This is a genomic window from Streptomyces sp. NBC_01546, from assembly GCF_045208355.1.
In the GTDB taxonomy this organism is placed as follows: Bacteria; Actinomycetota; Actinomycetes; order Streptomycetales; family Streptomycetaceae; genus Streptomyces.
In genome coordinates, this window is sequence record NZ_CP109379.1 from 3,739,279 (window position 1) to 3,763,867 (window position 24,589).

20 protein-coding genes are annotated in these 24,589 nt (G+C 72.2%); 7 read left to right on the top strand and 13 right to left on the bottom strand.

All coding sequences use genetic code 11. The annotated features are described in order from the left end of the window. Positions 1-219: 219 nt before the first annotated feature. The 3 genes from OHA89_RS16955 to OHA89_RS16965 all read left to right on the top strand — a co-directional run bounded on the left by OHA89_RS16955 (position 220) and on the right by OHA89_RS16965 (position 3,515). The gene (locus OHA89_RS16955; protein ID WP_406366538.1) at positions 220-888 is read left to right on the top strand and encodes a bifunctional DNA primase/polymerase; all 669 of its coding nucleotides are present in this window, start codon (positions 220-222) and stop codon (positions 886-888) included. 150 nt (positions 889-1,038) lie between these two features. Then, a complete protein-coding gene (locus tag OHA89_RS16960) occupies positions 1,039-1,884 on the top strand; it encodes an ABC transporter ATP-binding protein (RefSeq protein ID WP_215139513.1) in 846 nt (281 codons plus the stop codon). Then, a complete protein-coding gene (locus OHA89_RS16965) occupies positions 1,881-3,515 on the top strand; it encodes a transporter (RefSeq protein ID WP_266608421.1) in 1,635 nt (544 codons plus the stop codon). The genes OHA89_RS16960 and OHA89_RS16965 overlap by 4 nt, the downstream gene beginning before the upstream one ends. Positions 3,516-3,548: 33 nt before the next feature. Here the strand turns inward: OHA89_RS16965 and OHA89_RS16970 are convergent, their stop codons facing one another. Together OHA89_RS16970 and OHA89_RS16975 are read right to left on the bottom strand one after the other, a co-directional pair. After that, positions 3,549-4,448 (bottom strand): alpha/beta hydrolase, encoded by a 900-nt coding sequence (locus OHA89_RS16970; RefSeq protein WP_266608422.1) that lies wholly within the window; start codon positions 4,446-4,448, stop codon positions 3,549-3,551. A 386-nt stretch (positions 4,449-4,834) separates the two neighbouring features. Continuing rightward, the gene (locus OHA89_RS16975) at positions 4,835-5,527 is read right to left on the bottom strand and encodes a metal-dependent transcriptional regulator (RefSeq protein WP_215139516.1); all 693 of its coding nucleotides are present in this window, start codon (positions 5,525-5,527) and stop codon (positions 4,835-4,837) included. A 221-nt stretch (positions 5,528-5,748) separates the two neighbouring features. Here OHA89_RS16975 and OHA89_RS16980 point away from each other — a divergent pair, with 221 nt between their 5' ends. Continuing rightward, positions 5,749-6,504: an SIS domain-containing protein gene (locus OHA89_RS16980; protein ID WP_266608423.1), complete on the top strand. Its 756-nt coding sequence runs from the start codon at positions 5,749-5,751 to the stop codon at positions 6,502-6,504. 18 nt (positions 6,505-6,522) lie between these two features. On the opposite strand, the gene OHA89_RS16985 is transcribed toward OHA89_RS16980, so the two are convergent. Continuing rightward, a complete protein-coding gene (locus OHA89_RS16985) occupies positions 6,523-7,836 on the bottom strand; it encodes a PAS domain-containing protein (RefSeq protein ID WP_215139518.1) in 1,314 nt (437 codons plus the stop codon). Between the two features lie 442 nt (positions 7,837-8,278). Continuing rightward, complete coding sequence (gene pdxH / locus OHA89_RS16990) at positions 8,279-8,941, bottom strand: pyridoxamine 5'-phosphate oxidase (RefSeq protein ID WP_215139519.1); 663 nt, start codon at positions 8,939-8,941, stop codon at positions 8,279-8,281. A gap of 200 nt (positions 8,942-9,141) precedes the next feature. Here pdxH and OHA89_RS16995 point away from each other — a divergent pair, with 200 nt between their 5' ends. Further along, the gene (locus tag OHA89_RS16995; protein WP_215139520.1) at positions 9,142-10,248 is read left to right on the top strand and encodes a citrate synthase 2; all 1,107 of its coding nucleotides are present in this window, start codon (positions 9,142-9,144) and stop codon (positions 10,246-10,248) included. Between the two features lie 73 nt (positions 10,249-10,321). On the opposite strand, the gene OHA89_RS17000 is transcribed toward OHA89_RS16995, so the two are convergent. The 7 genes from OHA89_RS17000 to OHA89_RS17030 form a co-directional block, all read right to left on the bottom strand. After that, positions 10,322-10,918 (bottom strand): TetR/AcrR family transcriptional regulator, encoded by a 597-nt coding sequence (locus OHA89_RS17000; protein WP_266608427.1) that lies wholly within the window; start codon positions 10,916-10,918, stop codon positions 10,322-10,324. Next, on the bottom strand, positions 10,906-11,646 hold the full coding sequence (locus OHA89_RS17005) for an enoyl-CoA hydratase family protein (RefSeq protein WP_266608429.1): 741 nt from the start codon (positions 11,644-11,646) through the stop codon (positions 10,906-10,908). The genes OHA89_RS17000 and OHA89_RS17005 overlap by 13 nt, the downstream gene beginning before the upstream one ends. Before the next feature lie 113 nt (positions 11,647-11,759). Continuing rightward, on the bottom strand, positions 11,760-12,938 hold the full coding sequence (locus tag OHA89_RS17010; RefSeq protein ID WP_266608431.1) for an acyl-CoA dehydrogenase family protein: 1,179 nt from the start codon (positions 12,936-12,938) through the stop codon (positions 11,760-11,762). Then, positions 12,935-14,851, bottom strand: a complete 1,917-nt coding sequence (locus tag OHA89_RS17015) for a biotin carboxylase N-terminal domain-containing protein (protein ID WP_323185997.1) — start codon at positions 14,849-14,851, stop codon at positions 12,935-12,937. Before OHA89_RS17015 ends, OHA89_RS17010 begins: the two co-directional genes overlap by 4 nt. An 8-nt stretch (positions 14,852-14,859) precedes the next feature. Then, a complete protein-coding gene (locus OHA89_RS17020; protein ID WP_266608435.1) occupies positions 14,860-16,458 on the bottom strand; it encodes an acyl-CoA carboxylase subunit beta in 1,599 nt (532 codons plus the stop codon). Then, positions 16,455-18,212, bottom strand: coding sequence for an acyclic terpene utilization AtuA family protein (locus tag OHA89_RS17025; RefSeq protein ID WP_406366543.1), 1,758 nt, complete (start codon positions 18,210-18,212; stop codon positions 16,455-16,457). The genes OHA89_RS17020 and OHA89_RS17025 overlap by 4 nt, the downstream gene beginning before the upstream one ends. Beyond that, positions 18,209-19,021, bottom strand: a complete 813-nt coding sequence (locus tag OHA89_RS17030; RefSeq protein WP_406366545.1) for a TIGR03084 family metal-binding protein — start codon at positions 19,019-19,021, stop codon at positions 18,209-18,211. Before OHA89_RS17030 ends, OHA89_RS17025 begins: the two co-directional genes overlap by 4 nt. Before the next feature lie 331 nt (positions 19,022-19,352). Between OHA89_RS17030 and OHA89_RS17035 the strand changes: the two genes are divergently transcribed. Then, positions 19,353-21,002: a CocE/NonD family hydrolase gene (locus OHA89_RS17035; RefSeq protein ID WP_406366547.1), complete on the top strand. Its 1,650-nt coding sequence runs from the start codon at positions 19,353-19,355 to the stop codon at positions 21,000-21,002. Here the strand turns inward: OHA89_RS17035 and OHA89_RS17040 are convergent. Then, a complete protein-coding gene (locus tag OHA89_RS17040) occupies positions 20,915-21,412 on the bottom strand; it encodes a hypothetical protein (RefSeq protein WP_266608443.1) in 498 nt (165 codons plus the stop codon). The genes OHA89_RS17035 and OHA89_RS17040 overlap by 88 nt on opposite strands. 112 nt (positions 21,413-21,524) lie before the next feature. Beyond that, positions 21,525-23,129 (bottom strand): caspase family protein, encoded by a 1,605-nt coding sequence (locus OHA89_RS17045; RefSeq protein WP_266608445.1) that lies wholly within the window; start codon positions 23,127-23,129, stop codon positions 21,525-21,527. Between the two features lie 187 nt (positions 23,130-23,316). Here OHA89_RS17045 and OHA89_RS17050 point away from each other — a divergent pair, with 187 nt between their 5' ends. Beyond that, a complete protein-coding gene (locus OHA89_RS17050) occupies positions 23,317-24,483 on the top strand; it encodes a transposase domain-containing protein (RefSeq protein ID WP_266612287.1) in 1,167 nt (388 codons plus the stop codon). The last annotated feature ends 106 nt before the right edge of the window (positions 24,484-24,589 follow it).

Below are 24,589 nucleotides of genomic sequence, written 5' to 3' on the forward strand. Positions count from 1 at the left end.
GGCCGCGGGTGATCGTTGGAATGATCACTTCCCGCCTGATGTGCGGAGAATCTTCCGCTCTGCGTCGTGTCGCTACCCAACTCCGGCGCCCCGGGCTCCTACGCGCCCCCGCCCGTGCATCAGTGCGCCCCGTATGCAGGATCGATGCTCCGCCCACCGGCTGGTTTACGCCCGTAACCCCAGGTGACCCGCGGAGTTGTGATGGGCGTGGAAGAGACCATGGCAGTCACGGAGACCGCACCCATCCCCAAGCAGCGCGGCGAGCAGCTGCTGGACCATGCCGTGCGGTACGCGGAAGAACGGCACTGGGATGTCTTCGCCGGCACCTGGCTGGAGGCGGGCGACGGACGGGAGCTGTGCTCCTGCGGGGCGGAGGACTGCGCGACCCCGGGCGCACACCCGGCGGTGAAGGACTGGGCTGCGCAGGCGACCGGCAGCGCGGTGCGGGTCCGGCAGATCTGGGGGAGGCACCCGGGGGCCTCGATCCTGATGCCCACGGGCCGGACGTTCGACGCGCTGGACGTGCCGGACGCCGCCGGGTTCCTGGCCCTGGCACGGCTGGAGCGCATGGAGCGCACGCTCGGGCCGGTCACCCTCACGCCCGACCACCGGATGCTGTTCTTCGTCCTGCCGGGCGCCGGGGCCAAGGTCGCGGACCTCGTCCGCAAGCTGGGCTGGACGCCGTCGGCGCTCGACCTGGTCGCCCGGGGCGAGGGCGAGTACGTGGCCGCCCCGCCCACCCGCTTCGGCGGCCGGGGCTCGGTCCAATGGGCGCGGCGGCCCACGCCGGCGAACCGGTGGCTGCCGGACACAGAGGAACTGATCGACGCGCTGGCGTACGCGTGCGGGAGCGAGGCCGCCGCCGACCGAAAGCGGCGCCAGGCCTGAGGCCCGGGCACCGGAGCCAGGTCCGCCCCCGCCGACCTGGGACATTACTGACCGGAAACTCATGACATAAGTAACTGCTCAAGCCTCTCCCCCTCCTCCTATGGTGAGCGAAGAACGACCAAACGGGGACGTGTGACGAGAGGCAGGCGCATGCCGGACCAGGGTGATGCGACGGGCGGGACGTACGGGACGGGTGGCGCGCGATCCGCGCCGTCCGCCGTGCGGGTGGAAGGTCTGTGGAAGCGCTTCGGCGAGCAGGTGGCCGTCTCCGGGATCGACCTGGAGCTGCCCGCGGGCAAATTCATCGGGCTGGTCGGCCCGAACGGCGCGGGAAAGACGACGACGCTGTCGATGGTGACCGGGCTGCTGCGCCCGGACATGGGACGGGTCTTCGTCGCCGGGCATGACGTGTGGGCGGACCCGGTCGAGGTGAAATCGCGGATCGGCGTGCTGCCGGAGGGGCTGCGGCTCTTCGAGCGGCTTTCGGGGCGCGAACTGCTCGGCTACATGGGCCGGTTGCGGGGGCTGCCGGGCGAGGAGACCGACAAGCGGGCGACGCAGCTGCTGGAGGTCCTGGACCTGGCGGGCTCGCAGCACAAGCTCGTCGTGGACTACTCGACGGGCATGCGCAAGAAGATCGGCCTGGCGGCCGCGCTGCTGCACAACCCCGAGGTGCTGTTCCTGGACGAGCCGTTCGAGGGCGTGGACCCGGTGTCGGCACAGACCATCCGCGGGGTGCTGGAACGTTACACCGCGTCCGGTGCCACGGTCGTCTTCTCCTCCCACGTGATGGAGCTCGTCGAGTCGCTGTGCGACTGGGTGGCCGTCATGGCCGCCGGGCAGATCCGCGCCGCGGGCCCGCTGGCCGACGTACGGGGCTCCGCGCCCTCCCTCCAGGCCGCCTTCCTCGAACTGGTCGGCGCCCACGGGCGCGACGCCGCCGGGGACTCCCTGGACTGGCTGGGCGGCGGCTCCGGGACGGCGGTCGCACGATGACCGCGGTCACCGCATCCACCGCTGCCACCGCTTCCGCTTCCGCTCCTGCCTCCGTGACGGCGGTTTTCGTACGGCTGAAGCTGTCGCTGATGCGCAACGGGCTGAAGGGCTCCTCCAAGCGCAAGGCCGCCTGGATCACCTCGCTGGTCTTCGCGCTGGTGGTCGGCTTCTTCGTCACGCTCGGCCTGGCCGTGCTGCACGGCAACGCCCACGCGGGCACGGTCGTCGTACTGCTGGCCGCGATCCTCGCGCTCGGCTGGGCCTTCATGCCGCTGTTCTTCCCCACCGGGGACGAGACCCTCGACCCGAGCCGGCTGGTCATGCTGCCGCTGCGCCCGCGTCCTCTCGTACGGGCCCTGCTGGCCTCCTCGCTGGTCGGCATCGGGCCGCTGTTCACGCTGTGCCTGGCGGTCGGCTCGGTGATAGCCGTCGCGCGCGGCGCCGCCGGGGTTGCGGCCTCGGTGGTGGCCGTCCCGCTGCTGCTCCTGGGCTGCGTGGCCCTCGCTCGGGCGGTGGCCACGGCCAACGTGCGGCTGCTGACCAGCCGCAAGGGGCGGGACCTGGCGCTGCTCAGCGGCCTGCTGATCGCGGTGGGCGCGCAGCTGGTCAACTTCGCCAGCCAGCGCCTGTTCCAGACGGGCGGACTGTCCCAGCTGGAGCCGGCCGAGGCGGTGGTGCGCTGGCTGCCGCCGGCGACCGCCGTCGGCATGGTGGACTCCGCGAGCAAGGGCTCCTACGGGGTGGCGGCGGCCCAACTGGCCCTCACGGTCGGCGCCCTGGCCCTGCTGCTCTGGTTCTGGGAGCGCAGCCTGACCAAGCTGATGGTCACCCCGGACGGCTCGACCATCGCGGCCGCCAAGCCGGAGAAGGACCGCAGCGGGGGCGGCTTCTGGTCGCTGCTGCCGGCGGGCCGGACGGGCGCGGCGATGCAGCGGACCCTGCGCTACGCGGTCCGCGACCCGAAGACGAAGTCGGCGTGGGTGACGGCGCTGGCGATCGGCCTGATCGTCCCGGTCTTCAACGCCCTCCAGGGCACCGGCTCGCTCTACCTCGCCTGCTTCGGCGCCGGGATGCTCGGCGTCCAGATGTACAACCAGTTCGGGCAGGACACCTCGGCGTTCTGGATGGTCGCGCAGACCATCTCCACCCCGCGCGACGCGTACGTGGAACTGCGCGCGCGGGCCTGTGCGCTGGCCCTGGTCACCGTCCCGTACACGGTCTTCGTGACGGTGGTGACGGCCGCCCTGGTCGGCAACTGGTCCGGCTTCCCGGCGGCGCTGGGGCTGGCCCTGGCCCTGCTGGGCGCGATGCTCTGCACGGGGGCGGTGGCCTCGGCCCGGTACCCGTACTCGATCCCGACGGACGGCGCGTTCAAGAACGTCGCCCCGGGACAGGGCGGCCTGGCCTGGATGGGCATCTTCGGCGGAATGCTCGCGTCGGCGCTGATCGCCGCCCCGGTGATCGCCCTGACGATCTGGCTCAACGTGGCGGACCTGCAGGACGTGTCCTGGCTGGTGCTCCCGCTGGGCGTGGCCTGGGGCACGCTGGCGACCTGGGCCGGCCTGCGCCTGGCGGCCCCGGTGGTGGCACGGAGGCTGCCGGAGATCCTGCTGGCGGTCAGCAAGGGGTGACGTGAGGGGCGGGGCTTCGGGGGCCCCGCCCCCTCAACGTGAAGCGTCTGCCCCGACACCCTCCAGGAAGGGCTCCAGGGCCGCGCGCAAGGCTGCCGGCTGGTCGTAGTGGAGGTAGTGGCCCGCGTCCGGGATTTCGGCGTAGCGGCCCGCCGGGAGGACGCGGACCATCTCCTGGGCTTCGGCGCGGCCCAGTTCGCCGTCCAGGCCGCGGACGACCAGCGTGGGGCAGCGGACCTGGGCCAGCTCCTCCCAGTGGGCGTCGTGGACCCAGGTCTCGCGGGCCGTCAGCATCTGGCGGCGGGAGAAGAGCGGGCGCCAGCCGTCCGGGGCCTCGTGCATGACCTCGGCGAAGAACGCGCCGCGGCCGGGGTCGGGCCGTTCCACCCGGGGGTCGTCCTCGCCGAACCAGCGGCGGGCGGCGTCCTGCGTCGGGAAGGGCACCGGCCAGCGGTGGAACCAGTCCTCCCACTCCTGCTGCGAGGCTTCGCCGAGGGCCGAGGCGCGCATGTCGCAGATGACCACGGCTTCGACCAGGTCCGGGCGGCGGGCCGCGAGCTGCCATGCGGTGAGGGCGCCCATGGAGTGGCCGATCAGGGTCACGGGGGCCAGGCCGAGCTGCTCGACGACGGCCTCCGCGTCGGCCACGAAGGCCTCGCGCCCCAGAGAGGTTCGGACGTCGTGGCCGGCCGGCGGGCGGTCGCTCTGGCCGTGGCCGCGCTGGTCCAGGGCGATGACGCGGCGGTGCTCGCCGAGCCAGCGGGCGGTGCCGGCCCAGTGGAAGGCGCGGCCCATGAGCCCGTGGAGTAAGAGCACCGCGGGGCGGGGGTCCGGCCCGGCCGGCTGCGCCCCGGCCGCAGGATCCGCTTCGCGGAACTCCCAGGCGGCCAGGCGTACGCCGTCGGCCCCTGTCACATCGATGCGCTGTACCACCGCAGATGCACCCCCTTCGCTCCCGGCCAGACTATCGAACCCGTATTCGAAAACAGGCGTCTCGCCGACAACACCGCTCTTTCGAGTGACCTTGCTCAAGGATTGGCCGCCGCTGCCGATGGAGATCCTTTCAACAGGGAGGCGGGCCGCTCGGGGAAGACGGTCCGAAGGGGATGACCTTGAGAGCTCGGGGCTCCAGGTCACAAGGGGAGGACCGGTCCCGGCGCCGCAAGGCGCCGGGACCGCCCACATCACGACCGTCTACGTCCACACCACGAACATCTACATCACTGACCGACCAGGACTACACCACCGACTGACCCGGACGGGTGGGTTCCTGCCGGGATTCAGGCCCAGGTGTCAGTGCTTCAGCTCTGCCTGCCGTGTCAGCGCTTCGCCACGAACACGTGCGAGGCGACCTCCGCGTCCAGCTCGGCGGCCTCGCCGCCGCTGCCGACCAGCACACCGCCCGGGGACTCGGTCACGCTCACCACCGAGCCGGGCTGCACGCCCGCCCGCCGCAGCGTGTACATCAGCTGGGCGTCCGTCTGGATCGGCTCCCCGATCCGGCGCACGACCACGGTCTTGCCGTCGGCGCCCGGGTCCAGCTCGGAGAGGCTGACCATGCCGTCCTCCAGGAACGGGTCCGCCTCGGCCTTCTCCCCCAGCTCCTCCAGACCCGGGATCGGGTTCCCGTACGGCGACTCGGTCGGGTGGCGCAGCAGCTCCAGTACGCGCCGCTCCACCGCCTCGCTCATCACGTGCTCCCAGCGGCAGGCCTCTGCGTGCACCTGCTCCCACTCCAGGCCGATGACGTCGACGAGCAGACACTCGGCGAGCCGGTGCTTGCGCATCACCCGCGTCGCCAGCCGCCGCCCCTCCTCCGTCAGCTCCAGGTGCCGGTCGCTGGCGACGGCCACCAGCCCGTCCCGCTCCATCCGCGCCACCGTCTGGCTCACCGTCGGGCCGCTCTGGTCGAGCCGCTCGGCGATACGGGCGCGCATGGGGACCACACCTTCCTCTTCCAGCTCAAGGATGGTGCGGAGATACATCTCCGTGGTGTCGATCAGTCCGGACATTCGTGCCCCTCGGATTGCGTGCGCTGGCCCTGCCCCCAATTCTGACGCATCGGGCCCACAACCGTCCCGTACCGAGCGTCAAGCCCTCTCCCGGACATCTCCGCGACATCTCGGCGGAGATGTCCCCCCTGGATTGACGTTCGTATTGACACGCCCTTGGTCCAGACCGCACGGTGAGCGGCGGACACGGACGCACCCCACCCCCGGAAGGCCATCGGCGTATGAGCGAGAGCAAGCTGGCCGGTCAGTTCTTCGACGCCGCCATCGGCCTTCTGGAGCGGGTGCGGGACGAGGAGGCCGCGCGGATCGCCGAGGCCGGCTCCCTCGTCGCCGACGCCGTGGCGGCCGGGAAGCGGCTCTTCGCCTTCGGCGCCGGGCACTCCTCGCTGCCCGCCCAGGACGTGGTCTACCGGGCCGGCGGACTGGCCCTGATGAACTTCCTCGCGGTCCCGGGCACCGCCGGCATCGACGTCATGCCCGCGACGCTGGGCAGCGCGCTGGAACGGGTCGACGGCCTCGCCGCCGCCGTCCTGGACAGCAGCCCGGCATCCGAAGGCGACGTCCTGGTGATCATCTCCCTCTCCGGGCGCAACGCGCTGCCGGTCGAGATGGCCATGAACGCCCGCGCCATCGGCCTCAAGGTGATCGGCGTGACCTCGCTGGCGTACGCGACCGAAACCAGGTCGCGGCACGCCTCCGGCACCTTCCTGAAGGACCACTGCGACGTCGTCCTCGACAGCAAGATCGCGGTCGGCGACGCCGAGCTGAGCATCGACGGCATCGACGCGCCCTTCGCCCCCGCCTCCACCGTCGTGACCAGCGCGATCATGCAGGCGGTCATGGCGGCGGCGGCCGGGGAGCTCGCCGCCCGCGGGATCGAGCCCCCGCTGCTGCGCTCGGGCAACGTCGACGGCGGCCACGAGTGGAACGGCCGCGTCATGAAGGAGTACGGCGACCGGATCTTCTTCCGCCACTAGGCACCTCCCGGACAGCCCTTAGGAACGCGTCCCCGCCGCCAGGTCCAGATCGGCGGCGATCCGGCCCGCGACCTCCTCCGCGTACGCCGCGTCCGGTCCCTCGAAGGCGGCCCGCGAGGGTCCGCGTACGAACGTCACGGCTCCCAGGGTCCGCCCCCGGCTGCGCAGCACCGTGCACAGCACGTGCGCCGCGCCCTCGGGCCAGTGGCGGGCCCGCGCCCACTCCGGGTCCACCGCCCCGCGCGGCGCGCTCGTCCGCACCGAGCCGATCCGGTCCAGGGCCTGCAGCGCCGGGTGTCCGGCCTCGTACCGCACGGGGATCGCCCCGGGCCCCGGCAGCGCGGGCGGCGAGACGGCGGAGCGTACGAGCCGCCGCCGCTCGGGACCGGCCGAGGGGTCCAGTACGTCCAGCAGCGCGTGCTCGGCGAAGCCCGCGAGGGCGAAGTCCAGGCGTACGGCCGCCGCCTCGGCCGGATCCTCGCACTCGGCGGCGGCCCGGCCCGCGCGGTGCAGCTGGTGGGAGCGGAACCGCAGCTGCGCGGTGTCCAGCTGGGCCTGCCGGGCCTCGGTGACGTCCTGGAACAGCCAGGCCACCCCGAGCGGCACCGGCTCCTCCGCGAGCGGCGAGGCCAGCCGGAGGAACCCGCATCGCAGGCACCGCCGGCGCGGCCCGTCCGGCGTCCGCACCGACACCCACAGCTCCACCGGGGCGGGCGGCGCGCCCTCGGCGAGCACGTGCTGGAGGGCGCCCTCGAGCTCCTCCACCCCCTGGACGAGCAGCTCCCCGAGGGGACGGCCCAGCAGAGCGGTGCGCCCGGCCCCCAGGGCCCGCGCGGCGTGCGTGTTGACCACGGCGGGCCGCAGGTCGACGTCGACGAGGACGACGCCCCACGCGGCGTCCTCCAGCAGGGCCTCGCTCAGCGCGATGGACCGCTCCAGGTCGATCTGCGCGTGCACCTCGGTGAACGCGCAGTACACCCCGGCCGGTTTCCCGTCCGCGCCCGGCACCCCGGCGGACTGGGTGCGTACGAGGACGCGCCCGCCGTCCTTGGTCAGCAGCGCGAACTCGTGCACCTGCCGGCCCGGCACGTCCTGGGCGGCCATGAGCCTGTCCTGCACGTCCTGTGCGTCGGCGGCCCGCACCGCCCATCCCTCGAAGCCCTTGCGCCCGACGGCCTCGGCGGCGGACCAGCCCAGGATCCGCTCGGCCTCGCGGTTCCAGTGGGTGATCACGCCATCGGAGTCGAACGCGCACAGCGCGGCGTCCATCCCGTCGAGCAGCGCTGCGAGCAGATCGTCGTCGGTGGTCTCGTCACGTCCGGAAGCAGTCACCTGGCACCCCCAGCAGGTGTTCGCGTGTGCGGCACGTCAGATCATTGAACTGGAACGTGACGCAGCCCACACCCCGTTCCTCCGAATACCCCGGAATGATCCGGTTCGGGCGGGGGTGGGGCCGGGATCGGCCGTCTCGAAGACGGGTCCCGAAATTCCCTTGAGCGGCGTCCGCAGGGGTGCCTACAGTGGCAGCACACTGAAAGGAGGTGATCCCGGAAATGTATGACATCCGGACGCGTGAGGTGACTGCGGGCTAAGCGCCCGTCGTCGCACGCACCCAGTGCGGTGCCCGGCGGGATCGCCGAGCGCCAATCCCAAGCAGTCACCCGACCCGCGGGCTCGCCGGCACGTCCGGCCGGCTTCTCTCACTGCAGGAGAGAAACCCGAGCCCGCGGGTCGTCTGCGTTCACGGGCAGAAGCGGTTCACGGCGGAGTCGGTCTACGGGCAGAGACGCTCGACGCGCCACTTCTCGGCATCGCGGACGTACCGCAGGCGGTCGTGGAGGCGGTTCTCGTGGCCCTGCCAGAACTCCACCTCGTCCGGCGTGACGCGCAGGCCGCCCCACTGCGGCGGGACCGGGACCTGTTCGCCCTCCGGGTAGCGGGCGGCGAGCTCCGCGTAGCGGCGGTCCAGTTCCGCGCGGGAGCCGATCACGCTGGACTGCTCGCTCGCCCAGGCGCCCAGCTGCGAGCCGTGCGGGCGGGAGCGGAAGTACGCCGCCGTCTCGTCGCGGCCGATGCGGGCCGCCGTACCGGTGACGACGACCTGGCGGGAGATGGGGTGCCAGGGGAAGAGCAGGGCGATGTGCGGGTTCTCGGCGAGCTCGCGGCCCTTGCGGGACTCGTAGTTGGTGAAGAAGACAAAGCCCCGCTCGTCGAACTGCTTGAGCAGCACCGTACGGGAGCTGGGGCGGCCGTCGGCGGTCGCCGTGGAGACGATCATGGCGTTGGGTTCGAAGATGTGCGAGGCGGCGGCCTGCTGGAACCACCGGTCGAACTGCCGCATCGGGTCCTCGGCGAGGCTGTCCTCCTCCACGATCTCCGAGCGGTACTGCTTGCGCATGATGGCGGGGTCAAGGTCCTGGTGGGTCACGCGGGCCATCCTGCCGCAGCAGGCCCTGTGGAGGTGTGCCGTATGTCACGCTTCCGCAGTCCATCCGGAACGGACAAAATCTTGGGGCCGGTCCGAGGGTCCCCGCGCGGGTGACCATCGGCCGTGCCGGGCATCAACGGGGATGACCGCGCCGGACCGCGAATCACGCCGGGAGCCGCGCGTGTTCGCACTATCTGAGGAGCCGCCTGATGTCCGACTTCGTACCCGGGCTCGAAGGGGTCGTCGCGTTCGAGACGGAGATCGCCGAACCCGATAAGGAAGGCGGTGCGCTCCGCTACCGCGGTGTCGACATCGAAGACCTGGTCGGGCACGTCTCCTTCGGGAACGTGTGGGGCCTGCTGGTCGACGGAGCGTTCAACCCCGGCCTGCCCGCCGCCGAGCCCTTCCCGATCCCCGTCCACTCCGGTGACATCCGTGTCGACGTGCAGTCCGCGCTTGCCATGCTCGCCCCCGTGTGGGGTCTGAAACCGCTCCTGGACATCGACGAGCAGACCGCGCGCGACGATCTCGCGCGCGCGGCCGTCATGGCGCTGTCGTACGTCGCCCAGTCCGCCCGCGGCCAGGGCCTGCCGATGGTCCCGCAGCGGGAGATCGACAAGGCCGAGTCCGTCGTCGAGCGGTTCATGATCCGCTGGCGGGGCGAGCCCGACCCCAAGCACGTCAAGGCCGTCGACGCGTACTGGACCTCGGCCGCCGAGCACGGGATGAACGCCTCCACCTTCACCGCGCGCGTCATCGCCTCCACCGGCGCGGACGTCGCGGCGGCGCTGTCCGGCGCCGTCGGCGCGATGTCCGGGCCGCTGCACGGCGGGGCGCCCTCGCGGGTGCTCGGCATGATCGAGGAGATCGAGCGCACCGGCGACGCCGTGGCGTACGTGAAGAAGGCCCTGGACAAGGGCGAGCGGCTGATGGGCTTCGGGCACCGCGTCTACCGCGCCGAGGACCCGCGCGCCCGTGTGCTGCGGCGTACGGCCAAGGAGCTGGACGCGCCGCGCTACGAGGTGGCCGCCGCGCTGGAGAAGGCCGCGCTGGAGGAGCTGCACGCGCGCCGCCCCGACCGGGTGCTGGCCACCAACGTGGAGTTCTGGGCCGCGATCATGCTGGACTTCGCGGAGGTCCCGGCGCACATGTTCACCTCGATGTTCAGCTGCGCCCGTACCGCCGGCTGGTCGGCGCACATCCTGGAGCAGAAGCGCACGGGCCGCCTGGTGCGTCCGTCGGCGCGCTACATCGGCCCCGGCCGGCGTGACCCGCGGGACATCGGGGGCTACGCCGACATCGCCGACACCGCCTGATCCCTCGCGCAGGCACCGGCGAAGGGCGCCGTACCCCCGTGGCGGGGTGCGGCGCCCTTCGCGTTCCCGCGCGTCAGCCCAGGGCCGCGTCCAGGACGCGGGCCCACTGGGTGACCACGCGATCGCGGCGGGCCGTGTCGTCGGTGAGCACGTTGGCCAGGCCGAGCCCGCGGGCCATGTCGAGCAGGCCCTGCACGGTCTCCCGTACGCCGGGGACGGACTCGTCCGCTCCCAGCAGTTCCACGGCGATGCGGTGGGTCTCCCGGCCGACGCGGGCCTCCAGTTCGGTGACCCGGGGGCGCAGCTGTTCCTCGTTGGAGGCGGCGACCCACAGCTGGAGCGCGGCCCGGAAGAGGGTGCCCGTGTACAGGTCCACGAGCGCCTCGACCACGGCGGGGCGGGCGGCCGGCCCGGCGTGGAAGAGCTCGCGCAGGGCTGTGGAGCGCTCCTCGGCGACGTACTCGACGGCAGCGGTGAACAGGTCCTCGCGCGTGCGGAAGTGGTGCTGGGCCGCGCCCCTGGAGACGCCGGCCCGTTCGGCGACGACGGAGACGGTGGAGCCCGCCCAGCCGTGTTCGGCCAGGCAGGAGACGGCTGCCTCGAGGAGGTGGCGGCGGGTGACGCGGCTGCGCGCCTGCTTGGGGCCGGGCGCGCCGGTCACAGCGACCATGACGGGTCCCGGCGCTCGAAGCGGGCGGTGATGCCCTCGCGGGCCTCGTCCGAGGCGAAGAGCGCGGCGGACAGCTCGGTCAGGCGGGCGCCGTCGCGGTCCAGGGCCTCGCGTACGGCGGCGGCGGTCAGTGCCTTGGTGGCGGCCAGGCCCTGCGGGGAGGCCTTGCGCAGGCCGGCGAGGACGGGCTCGAGGGCCTTGTCCACGTCTTCTTCCGCGTGCAGGGTCAGCAGGCCGATGCGGGCGGCTTCGGCGGCGCCGAAGGGCTCGGCGGTGAGGAAGTAGCGGGCGGCCGCGCGCGGTTCGAGGCGCGGGAGCAGCGGCATGGAGATCACGGCGGGGGCCAGGCCCAGGTGGGTCTCGGTGAAGGCGTACGAGGACTTCGGCCCGGCGGCGGTGATGTCGCAGGCGCCGAGCAGGCCGAGGCCGCCCGCGCGGACGTGGCCGGTGACGCGGGCGAGGACGGGCTTGGGCAGTTGGGCGATCTCGCGGAGCAGGGCCAGGAAGTCGGCCGGGTCGCAGGGGGACTTGAGGTCGGCCCCGGCGCAGAAGGTGGTGCCGGTGTGGGTGAGGAGGACGGCGCGGGCCGCCGGGTCCGCTCCCGCCGCGGCGAGGGCGGCGCGCAGCTCCCCGACGAGGTCCGCGGAGAGTGCGTTGCGGTTGGCCGGGGAGTCCAGGGTGAGGGTGGTGATGCCGGTCGCTTGCGCGGCATGCACGAGTGGAGCCATGTCTCCTCCGGAGCGGGTGTTCGGTCGGGCGGGATCCTCCCGGGGGAGGGTATGCGGGCACTGCGCGCGCCGCCGCTGCCGGGGGCCGGTCCGCGGACCCCCGGCCCCGGCGGTCAGTACGACTTGGGCAGGCCCAGGGTCTGGTGGGAGACGAAGTTGAGGATCATCTCGCGGCTGACCGGGGCGATGCGGGCCACGCGGGAGGCGGTGATGAGGGAGGCCAGGCCGTATTCGCGGGTGAGGCCGTTGCCGCCGAGGGTGTGGACGGACTGGTCCACCGCCCGGACGCAGGCCTCCGCGGCGGCGTACTTGGCCATGTTCGCGGCCTCGCCGGCGCCCATGTCGTCGCCGGCGTCGTAGAGGTGGGCGGCCTTCTGCATCATCAGGCGGGCAAGTTCCAGCTCGATGTGGGCCGCGGCGAGGGGGTGGGCCACGGCCTGGTGGGCGCCGATGGGGTCCTTCCACACTTGGCGGGTCTTGGCGTAGTCGACGGCCTTGGCGAGCGCGTAGCGGCCCATGCCGATGGCGAAGGCGGCGGTCATGATGCGTTCGGGGTTGAGGCCGGCGAAGAGCTGGAGCAGGCCCGCGTCCTCGTCGCCGACCAGCGCCTCGGCAGGCAGCCGGACCTCGTCCAGGGTCAGCTCGAACTGCTTCTCCGCGGCCTGCAGTTCCATGTCGATGACCGAGCGGGAGAAGCCGGGGGCCTCGCGCGGGACGATGAACAGGCAGGGCTTGAGGCGGCCGCTCTTCACGCCTTGATCAGACACGATCTCGGTGCGGCCGACGATGAGGGTGGCGTCGGCGATGTCCACGCCGGAGATGAAGACCTTGCGGCCGTTCAGCACCCACTCGTCGCCGTCGCGCCGGGCGGTGGTGGTGATGCGGTGGGAGTTGGATCCGGCATCGGGTTCGGTGATGCCGAAGGCCATGGTGCGGCTGCCGTCGGCGAGGGCGGGGAGCCAGGCCCGCTTCTGGGCCTCGGTGCCGAAGCGGGAGATGACCGTGCCGCAGATGGCGGGTGAGACGACCATCATCAGGAGGGGACAGCCCGCGGCGCCGAGCTCCTCGAGGACGATGGACAGTTCGGCGATGCCGCCGCCTCCGCCGCCGTACTCCTCGGGCAGGTTGACGCCGAGGTAGCCGAGCTTGGCGGCGTCGGCCCACAGTTCGTCGGGGTGACCGCCCTCGCGGGCGACGCGGGCGAGGTACTCACGGCCGTACTTCTGGCCGAGGGCGGCGACCGCCGTGCGCAGGGCCTTGTGCTCTTGGGTTTCGATGGTGGCGGAGCTCATGACGGCGTTTCCTCCTGGACTACGGCGAGCAGGGCGCCGAACTCGACCTGTTGGCCGGTGGCGGCGTGGAGCGCGGTGAGCGTGCCGGAGGCGGGCGCGAGGATGCGGTGTTCCATCTTCATCGCCTCCAGCCAGAGCAGGGGCTGCCCGGCGGTGACGGCGCTGCCGGGGGCGAGGCCCTCGGCGACGCGGACGACGGTGCCGGGCATGGGGGCGAGCAGGGAGCCCGGTTCGGTGCGGTCCTGGGGGTCCGCGAACCGGGGGACGGGGACGAGGGTGTGGGCGCCGAGCGCCGAATCGACGTAGATCTCCGGCTTGTTCGAATTTTGTTTCACGTGGAACAGCCGTCGGATTCCCTCGACTTCGAGGGTGACGAGGGCGGGTTCGGCGGCCAGGACCCGGACTCCGGGCAGGTCCACCGGGTGGTAGCTCACCGTGTATTCGGTGGCCTCGCTGCCGGCCGCGGTGTAGCGGCGGGTCTGGGGCTGCGAGCGGACGTTGCGCCAGCCGCCCAGGCGCGCGGCCAGGGGGGCGTCCGGGGCCGGGGCCGCTTCGGCGAGGGCCGCGGCCAGGGCGGCCAGGGTGGCGTCCGGGGCGTCCTCGGTGAGGGCGGGGAGGTGGCGCTCGTAGAAGCCGGTGTCGAGCTGTCCGGCGGCGAACTCCGGGTGGCGCAGGGACCGTACGAGGAGCTCGCGGTTGGTGGTGAGTCCGTGGATGCGGGCTCCGGCCAGGGCGTGGGCGAGGACGCGTACGGCCTCGGCGCGGGTCGGGGCGTGGGCGGCGACCTTGGCGAGCATGGGGTCGTAGTGGATGCCGACCGTGTCCCCGTCGGTGAAGCCGGTGTCGACGCGGACCTCCCCGGGCACGGCGAGGGTGTGCAGGACTCCGGTCTGCGGGCGCCAGTCCTGGGCGGGGTCCTCGGCGTAGAGGCGGGCCTCGACGGCGTGGCCGACGGGCGCCGGGGGCGTCAGGGGCAGGGCCGTGCCCTCGGCGACGCGCAGCTGGAGGGCGACGAGGTCGAGGCCGAAGACCGCTTCGGTGACGGGGTGTTCGACCTGGAGGCGGGTGTTCATCTCCAGGAAGTACGGGCGTCCGTCGGCGGTGACGAGGAACTCGACGGTGCCGGCGCCCTGGTAGGAGACGGCGCGGGCGGCGGCGACCGCGGCCTCGTGGAGGCTTTCGCGCAGGCTTTCCGGCAGGCCGGGGGCCGGGGCCTCCTCGATGACCTTCTGGTGGCGCCGCTGGAGGGAGCAGTCGCGGGTGCCCAGCGCCCAGACGGTGCCGTGGGAGTCGGCGAGGATCTGCACCTCGACGTGGCGGCCGCGCTCGACGTAGGGCTCGGCGAAGACCTCGCCGTCGCCGAAGGCCGAGCGGGCCTCGGCGGAGGCGGCCTCCAGCTCCTCCTTGAGCGCGTCGAGTTCGCGGACCACGCGCATCCCGCGGCCACCGCCCCCGGCGGCCGCCTTGAGGAGCAGGGGCAGGTCCGCGGCGGTGGCGGCAGCCGGGTCGACGGGTTCGAGGAGCGGCACCCCGGCGGCGCGCATCAGCTCCTTGGCCCGGGTCTTGGAGGCCATGGCCTCGATGGCCTCGGGGGGCGGGCCGATCCAGGTCAGCCCGGCGGCCCGGACCTCGCGGGCGAAGCCGGCGTTCTCGGAGAGGAAGCCGTAGCCGGGGTGGACGGCATCGGCGCCGGCGGCGAGGGCGGCCTTGATGATCAGGTCGCCGCGCAGGTAGGTGTCGGCGGGCGCCGCGCCGGGCAGCCGTACGGCCGCGTCGGCGTCACGTACGTGCAGGGCGTTCTCGTCGGGGTCGGAGTGGACGGCGACGGTGGCCAGGCCCAGGGCGCGGGCGGTGCGGAAGACGCGGACGGCGATCTCGCCGCGGTTGGCCACGAGGAGGGAGTTGATGGTCATGTGCGGGCTCACATCCGGAAGACGCCGAAGCCGCCGCGGGCGCCCTCGACGGGGGCGTTGTGGACGGCGGACAGGCACAGGCCGAGGACGGTTCGGGTGTCGCGGGGGTCGATGATCCCGTCGTCGTACAGCCGCCCGGACAGGAAGGCCGGCAGGGACTCGGACTCGATCTGTGCCTCCACGAAGGCGCGCATGCCGGCGTCGGCCTCTTCGTCGTACGGCTGTCCCTTGGCGGCGGCGGACTGCCGGGCCACGATCGAGAGCACCCCGGCGAGCTGCTGGGGGCCCATGACGGCGGATTTGGCGCTGGGCCAGGCGAAGAGGAACCGGGGCTCGAAGGCGCGGCCGCACATGCCGTAGTGGCCGGCGCCGTAGGAGGCGCCGATCAGGACGGAGAGGTGCGGGACGCGGGAGTTGGAGACCGCGTTGATCATCATCGAGCCGTGCTTGATGATGCCGCCCTGCTCGTACTCCTTGCCGACCATGTAGCCCGTGGTGTTGTGGAGGAAGAGCAGCGGGATGTCGCGCTGGTTGGCGAGCTGGATGAACTGGGCGGCCTTCTGCGACTCGGCGCTGAACAGCACGCCCTGGGCGTTGGCGAGGATGCCGACCGGGTAGCCGTGCAGGGTGGCCCAGCCGGTGACGAGGCTGGTGCCGTAGAGCGGCTTGAACTCGTCGAAGTCGGAGCCGTCGACGATGCGGGCGATGACCTCGCGGGGGTCGAAGGGGGTCTTCAGGTCCGCCGGGACGATCCCGAGGAGTTCTTCGGGGTCGTACGCCGGCTCCTCGGCCTTCGGGGGCTCCGCGTGCGCCGTGCGGTGGTTCAGGCGGGCGACGACGCGGCGGGCCTGGCGGATCGCGTCGTGCTCGTCGAGGGCGAAGTAGTCGGCGAGGCCGGAGGTGCGGGCGTGCATGTCCGCTCCGCCGAGGGACTCGTCGTCGCTCTCCTCGCCGGTGGCCATCTTGACCAGCGGCGGACCGCCGAGGAACACCTTGGAGCGGTCCTTGATCATGATGGTGTGATCGGACATGCCGGGGACGTACGCGCCTCCGGCGGTGGAGTTGCCGAAGACGACGGCGATGGTCGGGATGCCCTCGGCGGAGAGCCGGGTGAGGTCGCGGAAGATCGCGCCGCCCGGGATGAAGATCTCCTTCTGGGAGGGCAGGTCGGCGCCGCCGGACTCCACGAGGCTGATGCAGGGGAGCCGGTTCTGCCGGGCGATCTCGTTGGCCCGGAGGGCCTTCTTCAGGGTCCAGGGGTTGCTGGCGCCGCCGCGAACGGTGGGGTCGTTGGCGGTGACCAGGCACTGGACGCCCTCGACCGTGCCGATGCCGGTGACCATGGAGGCGCCGACGGGGTAGTCGCTGCCCCAGGCGGCGAGCGGGGACAGCTCCAGGAACGGGGTGTCCGGGTCGAGGAGCAGCTCAATGCGCTCGCGGGCCAGGAGCTTGCCGCGGGCCCGGTGGCGGGCGGTGTACTTCTCGCCGCCGCCGGCGAGCGCCTTGGCGTGCTCGGCGTCGAGCGCGGCCAGGCGTTCCAGGGCGGCGGTACGGGCCTGCGCGTGCTCGGGGGCGTGGGGGTCGACGGTGGTGCCGAGGCGGGTCATGAGCCGGTCCCCTCCGGGGCGGACAGTAGGTGGTTCGGGATGTCGAGGTGGCGGGCGCGGAGCCATTCGCCGAGGGCCTTGGCCTGGGGGTCGAAGCGGTGGCCTGAGGCGACGCCGTCGCCGAGGATGCCGGTGAGGGTGAAGTTCAGGGCCCGGAGGTTCGGGAGCGCGTGACGGGTGACGGGGAGGCCGGCGGTCTCGGGGAGCAGGTCCTGGAGGGTCTCCACCGTGAGGGTGCGGTGCAGCCAGTCCCATGCGGCGTCGGACTCGACCCACACGCCGATGTTGGCGTCGCCGCCCTTGTCTCCGCTGCGGGCCCCGGCCACCGCCCCCAAGGGGGCGCGGGTGGTGGGCCCTGCGGGGCTCTCCCCTACCCGCCCCTTCCCGAAACTGGGGCTCCGCCCCAGACCCCGCTCCTCAAGCTCCCCCAGACTCCGTCCGGGGGGACCCCCAGGAGGGGCTGGATCGTGCGGCGCAGCGGGCATCGGCAGGCGGGTGCCGTCCGGGAGGACCGCGGTGTGGGGGACCTCGTCCGCCGGGATCAGGGCCGAGGTGAAGACCCCGTACGGCTGGGCCTGGCCCGGTGGGGTCGTGACGTGGAAGCCCGGGTAGCTGGCCAGGGCGAGTTCGATCGCCGCCGAGGTCAGCTCGCGGCCCACCCGGTCCGGGGACGGGTCGCGGACCACCAGGCGCAGCAGGGCACTTGCCGTCTCCTCCGTCGGGGCGTCCTCGTGGTCGGTGCGGGCAAGGGTCCAGTCGACGTTGGCCACGCCCTCCAGGGCATCGGACAGCTGGGAGCGGACCAGCCGCGCCTTCGCCTCGATGTCCAGGCCGGTCAGGACGAAGACCACCTCGTTGCGCCAGCCGCCGATGCGGGTGACGCCCACCTTGAGGGAGGACGGCGGCGGTTCGCCGAGCACGCCCGAGACGCGGACGCGGTCGGGGCCGTCCCCGGACAGCCGGACCGTGTCCAGGCGGGCGGTCACGTCCGGGCCGAGGTAGCGGACGCCCTGGGTTTCGTAGAGGAGTTGGGCGGTGACGGTGCCGGCCGAGACCACTCCGCCCGTCCCCGGGTGCTTGGTGATCACCGAGGAGCCGTCCTCGGAGATCTCCGCGAGGGGGAAGCCGGCGCGGCGGACGTCGTGCGCGGTGAAGAAGGAGTAGTTCCCGCCTGTGGCCTGGGTGCCGCATTCCAGGACGTGGCCCGCGACCACCGCCCCCGCCAGCCTGTCGTGGTCGTCCGGCGCCCAGTCGAACCACCAAGCCGCCGGTCCGCTGACCAGCGCCGCGTCCGTGACCCGGCCGGTCACGACCACGTCCGCGCCCGCCCGCAGGCAGGCGGTGATCCCGGCGCCCCCGAGGTAGGCGTTGGCGGTCAGCGCACCCTCGGAGTACGGCATCAGGTCGTCGCCCTCGACGTGCGCGACGGTGACGGGAACACCCGCCTTGGCCGCCAGCGCCCGTACGGCGTCTGCCAGTCCGGCCGGGTTCAGGCCGCCCGCGTTCGCGACGATCCGTACGCCCCGCTCGTGCGCGAGCCCGAGCCCCTCCTCCAGCTGGCGCAGGAAGGTCTTCGCGTAGCCGAGGTCCGGGTTCTTCAGGCGGTCGCGGCCGAGGATGAGCATGGTCAGCTCGGCCAGGTAGTCCCCGGTCACCACGTCCAGCGGGCCGCCGGTCAGCATCTCGCGCAGGGCGTCGAAGCGGTCCCCGTAGAAACCCGAGGCATTGCCGATCAGCAGGGGGCGGCGCGTCATCGGGAGCCCTCCGGCGCGCGGCCGGGGCCCGCCGGGCCCGCGAAGGCCTGCGCGATGTCGAGCCAGCGGTCCGCGTCGGGGCCGGTCGCGGCCAGGGACAGGTCGGCGCGGTGGGCCCGCTGGGTCACCAGGAGGCAGAAGTCGAGCGCCGGGCCCGTGACCCGCTGCGGGGCGTCCGGGGGCCCGTACGTCCACACCCCGGCGCCGTCGGGGGCCGTCAGCTCCACCCGGAACTCCTCGGCGGGCGCGGGCAGTCCGCGTACGGCGTAGGCGTAGTCGCGGGCCCGTACTCCGATCCGGGCCACGTGCCGCAGCCGTGCGGTCGGGGTGCGGCGTACGCCGAGCGCGTCGGCGACGTCCTGGCCGTGCGCCCAGGTCTCCATCAGCCGTGCGCTCGCCATCGAGGCAGCCTTCATCGGGGGCCCGTACCAGGGGAAGCGGGTGTCGGGCGAGGCCGCGGCGAGGGCCGCGTCGAGGCCAGTGCGCCCGGACCGCCAGCGGGCGAGCAGCTCGGCGGGCGGCAGCGCCGCGCCTTCCTCCGCCCCCTCGTCGACGAAGGAGTCGGGGGCCTTGAGGGCCTCCTCGACCATGAGGCCGAAGCCGGCGGCGTCGGTGAGGGAGAGCAGCGCGGCCCGGTCGGTCCAGTGCAGGTGGGCGATCTGGTGGGCGATGCTCCAGCCGGGCGCGGGGGTGGACCGGGCCCAGTCGGGGCCGGACAACTCCCCGACCAGGGCGTCGAGTTCCCGCCCCTCCTCGCGCAGGTCAGCGAAGACGGCTCCGGTGGCATCGACGGCGGACGGATCGGGCACGGCGTGCTCCCCTCTCGGCGTGAGGGGAAGACTGGCAGCCGTCACGAAAACAATCAAGCACGCTTGCATGATTTGTTCGCAGGGTGGCGCGTTCCCGCCACCCACGCCAACCGCCCTCATACGACGGGAAGTTGCGGACCTCCCCTGACGGGCACCGGTCCCGCGGCGGCGCGGTCACCGGACGGGAGGGGGCGATTCAGGCCGTAAGCCGGAAACTCGCGATACGTCACCGGATGTCCCGTCGATACTGGACGTTCCGCTCCGGGCCCGGGCGAGCGCGCAGCACGTTCATGTCACTCGACGCAGACGACGACGAAGAGGATGAACTGACGTGACTCCAGCCGCCCGAACCCCGCAGCCTCCCCAGGGTCCCCAGACCCCCTTCTCCCTCTACCCCGAACTCGACGCGAACGCCCTGAACGCCTACGTCACCGCCCTCGAGAGCGGTGACGTCACCGGCCTCTCCCCCGCCCGCGCCGCCGAGGTCGCCGAGGTCCGGGCCGTCGTCGTCTTCACCCGCGGCAAGGTGACCGGCGCCGACGGGGACCTGCTCGACGCCGCTCTCTGGCGCCACACCGGCGGCCTGCCGCGCCCCCTGATCGTGATGCCCTCGCCGTGGACCAGCCTGGGCTGGCTCGTGTACGCCGTCCAGGCAGGCATCTTCGCGGCCCGCGGCTACAACGTCCTCGCCTACACCACCCGCGGCTTCCCGGGCTCCGAGGGCCAGGTGGAGGTGGCGGGCCCGCTCGACGTCGTCGACGGCAGCCGGGCCCTGGACCACCTCATCGAGCGCACCGCCGGCCCGGTGACGAGGATCGGCTTCCTCGGGGACTCGTACGGCTCGGGCATCAGCCAGCTGGTCGCCGCGCACGACACCCGCGTCGACGCCGTGGTCGCGCTCAGCAGCTGGGGTGACCTCGGGGAGGCGTTCTACGAGAACTCCACCCGCCACGTCGAAGCCGTACGGGCCCTGCTCAAGGCGGCCGAGAAGGCGAGGCTGAGCCCGCAGACGCAGAGCGTCTTCGACAACGTCCTCGCCAACCGCGACGTCCAGGGCACCCTGGCGTGGGCGGAGACGCGCTCGCCCTTCACGCACATCAAGGAGCTCAACCGCCGCCAGGTGCCGGTCCTCTACGCGCACGCCTGGCACGAGACGCTCTTCCCGGCCAACCAGACGCTGAAGATGTTCAACGAACTGACCGGCCCCAAGCGCATGGTCCTGTCCATCGGCGACCACTCCGGCCCCGAGTCCTCGGGCATGTTCGGGCTGCCGAACCGGATCTGGACGGAAGCCCACCGCTGGTTCGACCACCACCTCAAGGAGATCGAGAACGGCATCGGCGACGAGGGCCAGGTACTCAGCGAGGTCATGTGGAACCAGACCCTCGAACCCCGCCCGACCTGGCCCTCCCTCACCGAGCACATCCACCGGCTGCACCTGGCGGGCAGCGGGGAACTGGCCGAGGCGCCGGAGGCCGGCTGGACGGCGACCGTGCTGTGCGGGGTGGACACCCCGGCGACCGTCGCCGACGCGGTCGTCCTGTCCGGCTACGCGGAGATGGCCGGCCGGCCGAAGGTCTACCCGACGGGCGAGATCGACCGCTCCGTCGCCGCCGTGTGGGCGTCGGCCCCGGTGGAGGAGACCACCCGGCTGCGGGGCACGCCGAAACTGCGGGTCACCTACCGGGCGCCCAACCCCGGCTCCGCCTTCGTGGCGTACCTCCTCGACATGGCGCCCGACGGGACGGCGCACATCGTCACGCACGCCCCGTACACCGATCTCGACTCGCCGCCCGACAGCCTGATCAGCGCGGACATCGACCTCCAGGCCACGGCGTACGACGTCCCGCGCGGCAACCGGCTGATGCTGGTGATCGACGCCCGCGACCCCTTCTACGGCGACGCCAACCTGCCGCGCGCGACGCTGGCGTTCACCTCACCGGAGGCGACGCCCTCGTACCTGGACCTGCCGCTCGGCTGACCCGCACGGGAGGGGTCCGTCAGGGGTGGGGAGTCGTCGTCGGCGTCGCCTCCGCTGTGCGTGGTCCCCGTGAACTGGAAGGGTGGCTCGAACGGGCCCATGACCAGCAGCTGTTCCGTCTCGTCCTGGCTGTCGACCAGCCGCTGGTACGAGGCTGCGGGGCTCTTCACGACGGGCGGCGGTACCGTCTCGCGGTCGACGCCCACGAGCGTCACGCGGCCGGCGCTTTCGTCGTGAACGAGGCGGCGGAACTCCTCCAGCCAGTCCTGCCTGGGCCCGTTCCGTCCGAAGGCCTTGAGCATGGCGACAGTGGTCTGTGCCGGAGGGAGGTCCGACAGGTCCGGCTGGAGCATGCGGGCGAGATCCGCGGCCGCCTTGCGGTAGACCGCTTCATCCTCGGTTCTGGACATCGGCTCTCCTCTGTCGGCGTGGCCGCGGTGGCGGCCACGGCGTCCGGGGGGCCTCACTGTGGTGGCTGCGCCGACCTGCGGCGCAGCCACCACGCGGGGCCTCCGGGTCAGGTCAGGACAGGGCCCTGATGAGGGGCGGCAGGCAGTCGGCGGCCACGTTGAGCGCGGCCGAGAGCCAGCTCTTGCGCTCCGCCTCGGACAGGCCCGCAGGAAGCGGCAGGTCGATCTTCCCGCCGTCGTAGGCCGGGTAGTCCTTCTTGAAGTCCTTGCTGAACGCGTCGATGACCAGCGGCAGCCCGACGGACACCAGCGACGCGACGAGGCCGAAGAACTTGTCGTTGCCGCGGAACTCGGACGGGATCTTCTGCGCGATCTGCGCGTGGACGTCACCCTTCGCGGCGCCACCAGTGGGAGCGGCACTCTTGGTGAGCTCGTCGATCACCGCAGGGATGAGAACGCTGGCTGCGTCGAAGATCGCGCCCCAGAACTTCGGGTCGGCGAGGTTCTCCGGGTTCTCCAGCGGCGGGCGGAGCGCCTTGCCCTGTCCGGGAGGCGGCGCCGCCGCGGCGATGGCCGGGGCGAAGAGGGCACTGCACGTCTGCACGTCGGAGTACCAGCCGTCGCCGGAGACGAAGTCCTTGCCGGCGGTCTTGGTGCTCGCCTTCTTCAGTTCGTCGAGGAAGGTGTCGACGGCCTTGTCGACCTTGAGGGTGGTGGTCATCTCGGATGTTCCTTTCGTTGCGCTTCCTTCGGATCCGAAGGAAGCGGAGGGGGACTTCGCTGCTGTGTCCATCGCGAAGGATGCGGACTTGAGGAGGTCTTCGACCTTCCTGATCAGCTCCTTGCTCACCTCGGCCATGGAGATGAGCGTCCGGGCGAGCTGCTCCTCGCGGCCGGACGGGGCAAAGATGCACGGGGTCTGGCTCATGTTGAGCGATGCCAGCCGGTCCGCGGCCCGGGATACCAGGTCCGCGACCGGGATGGCCCCGTCCACTTCGCGCAGGAGGGCGTAGGTGAACGCCGAGAGCCAGTCGGTCGGCGCGCTGCCCGCGGCGGCGGTCTGGTCCGCGCGGCATGCCGTGATCAGGATGCCGTTCAGTTCACCGGTACCGGGCACGACCCCCTTGGGTACGAACGCCTTGCCCGGCGAGTTCGCGAAGTTGAAGAGCAGGGACGACTCGTCGCGCAGCGCCGGCCGGCCGAACGGCTTCACCGCACGACAGGCCGTCAGCGTGTTCGCCTTCGAGAGGGCCTTTTCCGGCGGCGCCGTGAACACCTTGGTCCGTACGAGGCGGGTGGCCTTGTCGAGGAAGAAGGTCTTCTCCATGCCCCCGGAGTGGCAGGCGTCGAGGATCACGGTGAGCACTCCGCGCGGCAACCCCGCTGTACGTCGGACCAGCTCCGTGTCCTCCAGGAACTCGTCGTAGCAGCAGAGGACTTCCGTCATCACGTCACCCTTGAGATAGCGGTATCCGTGGGACGACTGGAAGAAGACCCGGCGATCGCCCGGCTGCGCGCCTTGGCAGAGCCAGTCCAGCCCCTCCCTGGTTCGGTCCAGGGTGGCGTCGGCGTCGTGCAGGACGCGGATCTCCGAATCGGCGAATCCGAGCTTTCCCAGCAGGTCCTTGAAGGCCGCTGTGTCGGCGATACAGCTGTTCAGGCGATTCGCCGGATCCGGGTATTCGTCGATTCCGACGAGTAGTGCCCGATCTGTCATCACTGCCCCTTTCTTCGTCGTGCGGATTGTTTGTCACGGACCCGAAGGAAGAATCGTTTGCTCGTCCCGAGAGAAATGCGGAATCGATTCTCCCGTGCAACCGGACAGCATCTCCTCGCGTCGGTCGGAGACAAAGGCTCTCGATGAGCACAACTTCATGCTTCGACCTATCCGGTTGCCCGGCAACATGGAACGATCGACTACCGCTGACTTAAGAAAGCTGTTGACGGTTGGACAGTTCGAGGGAGGCGACCAGGTGCCACGGGCAGGGCAGTCCCGAAAAGCAGCGGATGACGCACTCACCGATCGCATCTCCGTAGGACTGATCATTCGCACGTTCCCGCCGGAATTGGTGGACGCCGTGGTCGCCTCGTGCGGGCGCACGGAACACCGCCAAAGACTGCTGCCGTCGCGGACCACCGTCTATTTCGTCCTGGCGATATGCCTCTTCACGCAGGAGAGTTACGCACGCGTCGCCGAGCTCCTCACCGACGGGCTGCTCTGGGCCGGAGTGGACCACGCGGCGCGCCGGCTGCCGACGACCGCCGCCATCTCACGCGCGCGGGCCCGCTTGGGACCGGAGCCGCTGGCCGGTCTGTTCGCCGAGGTGACCCGCCCGTCCGGCTCGCGTCCTGCACCCGGAGACCGGTACCGCCACTGGCGGGTGGTGACCGCCGACACCGCGGCCGTCCCGGTCCCGGAGAGCGAGGAGAACCGCTCCTGCTACGGAGGGCGGCCTGCTGCCGTACCCGCCCAGAGGCGGCTCCCGCACTCCCCCCGCGGGGACCTTCCCCGCGTTCATGTGCTCGCCCTGGGCGGGCACATCAGCCACACCATCCGCCACGCAGTCCTGGAACGACCACCCGACCACTCCATCGGGACGCTCGCCCGGGAACTGTGCGGCGCCCTCGGAACCGGCGACCTCCTGCTGGCCGATGACGAATTCGACGATCCGGTCACGCTGGCGGGCGCGCGGGCCACGGGTGCGGATCTGGTCTGGCGGACACGTCCCCGCGCCCCGCTGCAGACCACCGGCCTGCTCCCCGACGGCTCCCGCCTGTGCGAACTGGCCGGCCTCCCCGGCGCCGTCCGCGTGATCGGCGCGGCTCCGACCTCAGGCGCCCCTCTTGCGACCACCGTCCTGGACCACCAGGAGGCCCCCGCCCCGGAGCTGATCGCGCTCCATCGCCGCAGATGGCGCCTGCACGCTTCTCTCGCATCCCTCGGCACCCTGGCGCCCGGCAGGCCGCAAGTCCTGCGCTCCCGCTGGCCCGACGGCGTCGAACAGGAGGTATGGGGCCACCTCCTGGTTCACCACACCATCCGCAGCCTGATGCACCCGACGGAGCCGTGACCGTTCGGCCGTTAAGTCAGCGGTACACCCCGCCTCCCGCGAAGGACTTCGTTCGGGCAGGGACCTGCCCCTTCGTCAACTCCACTGCCCACAAGCGCGGAAGAGA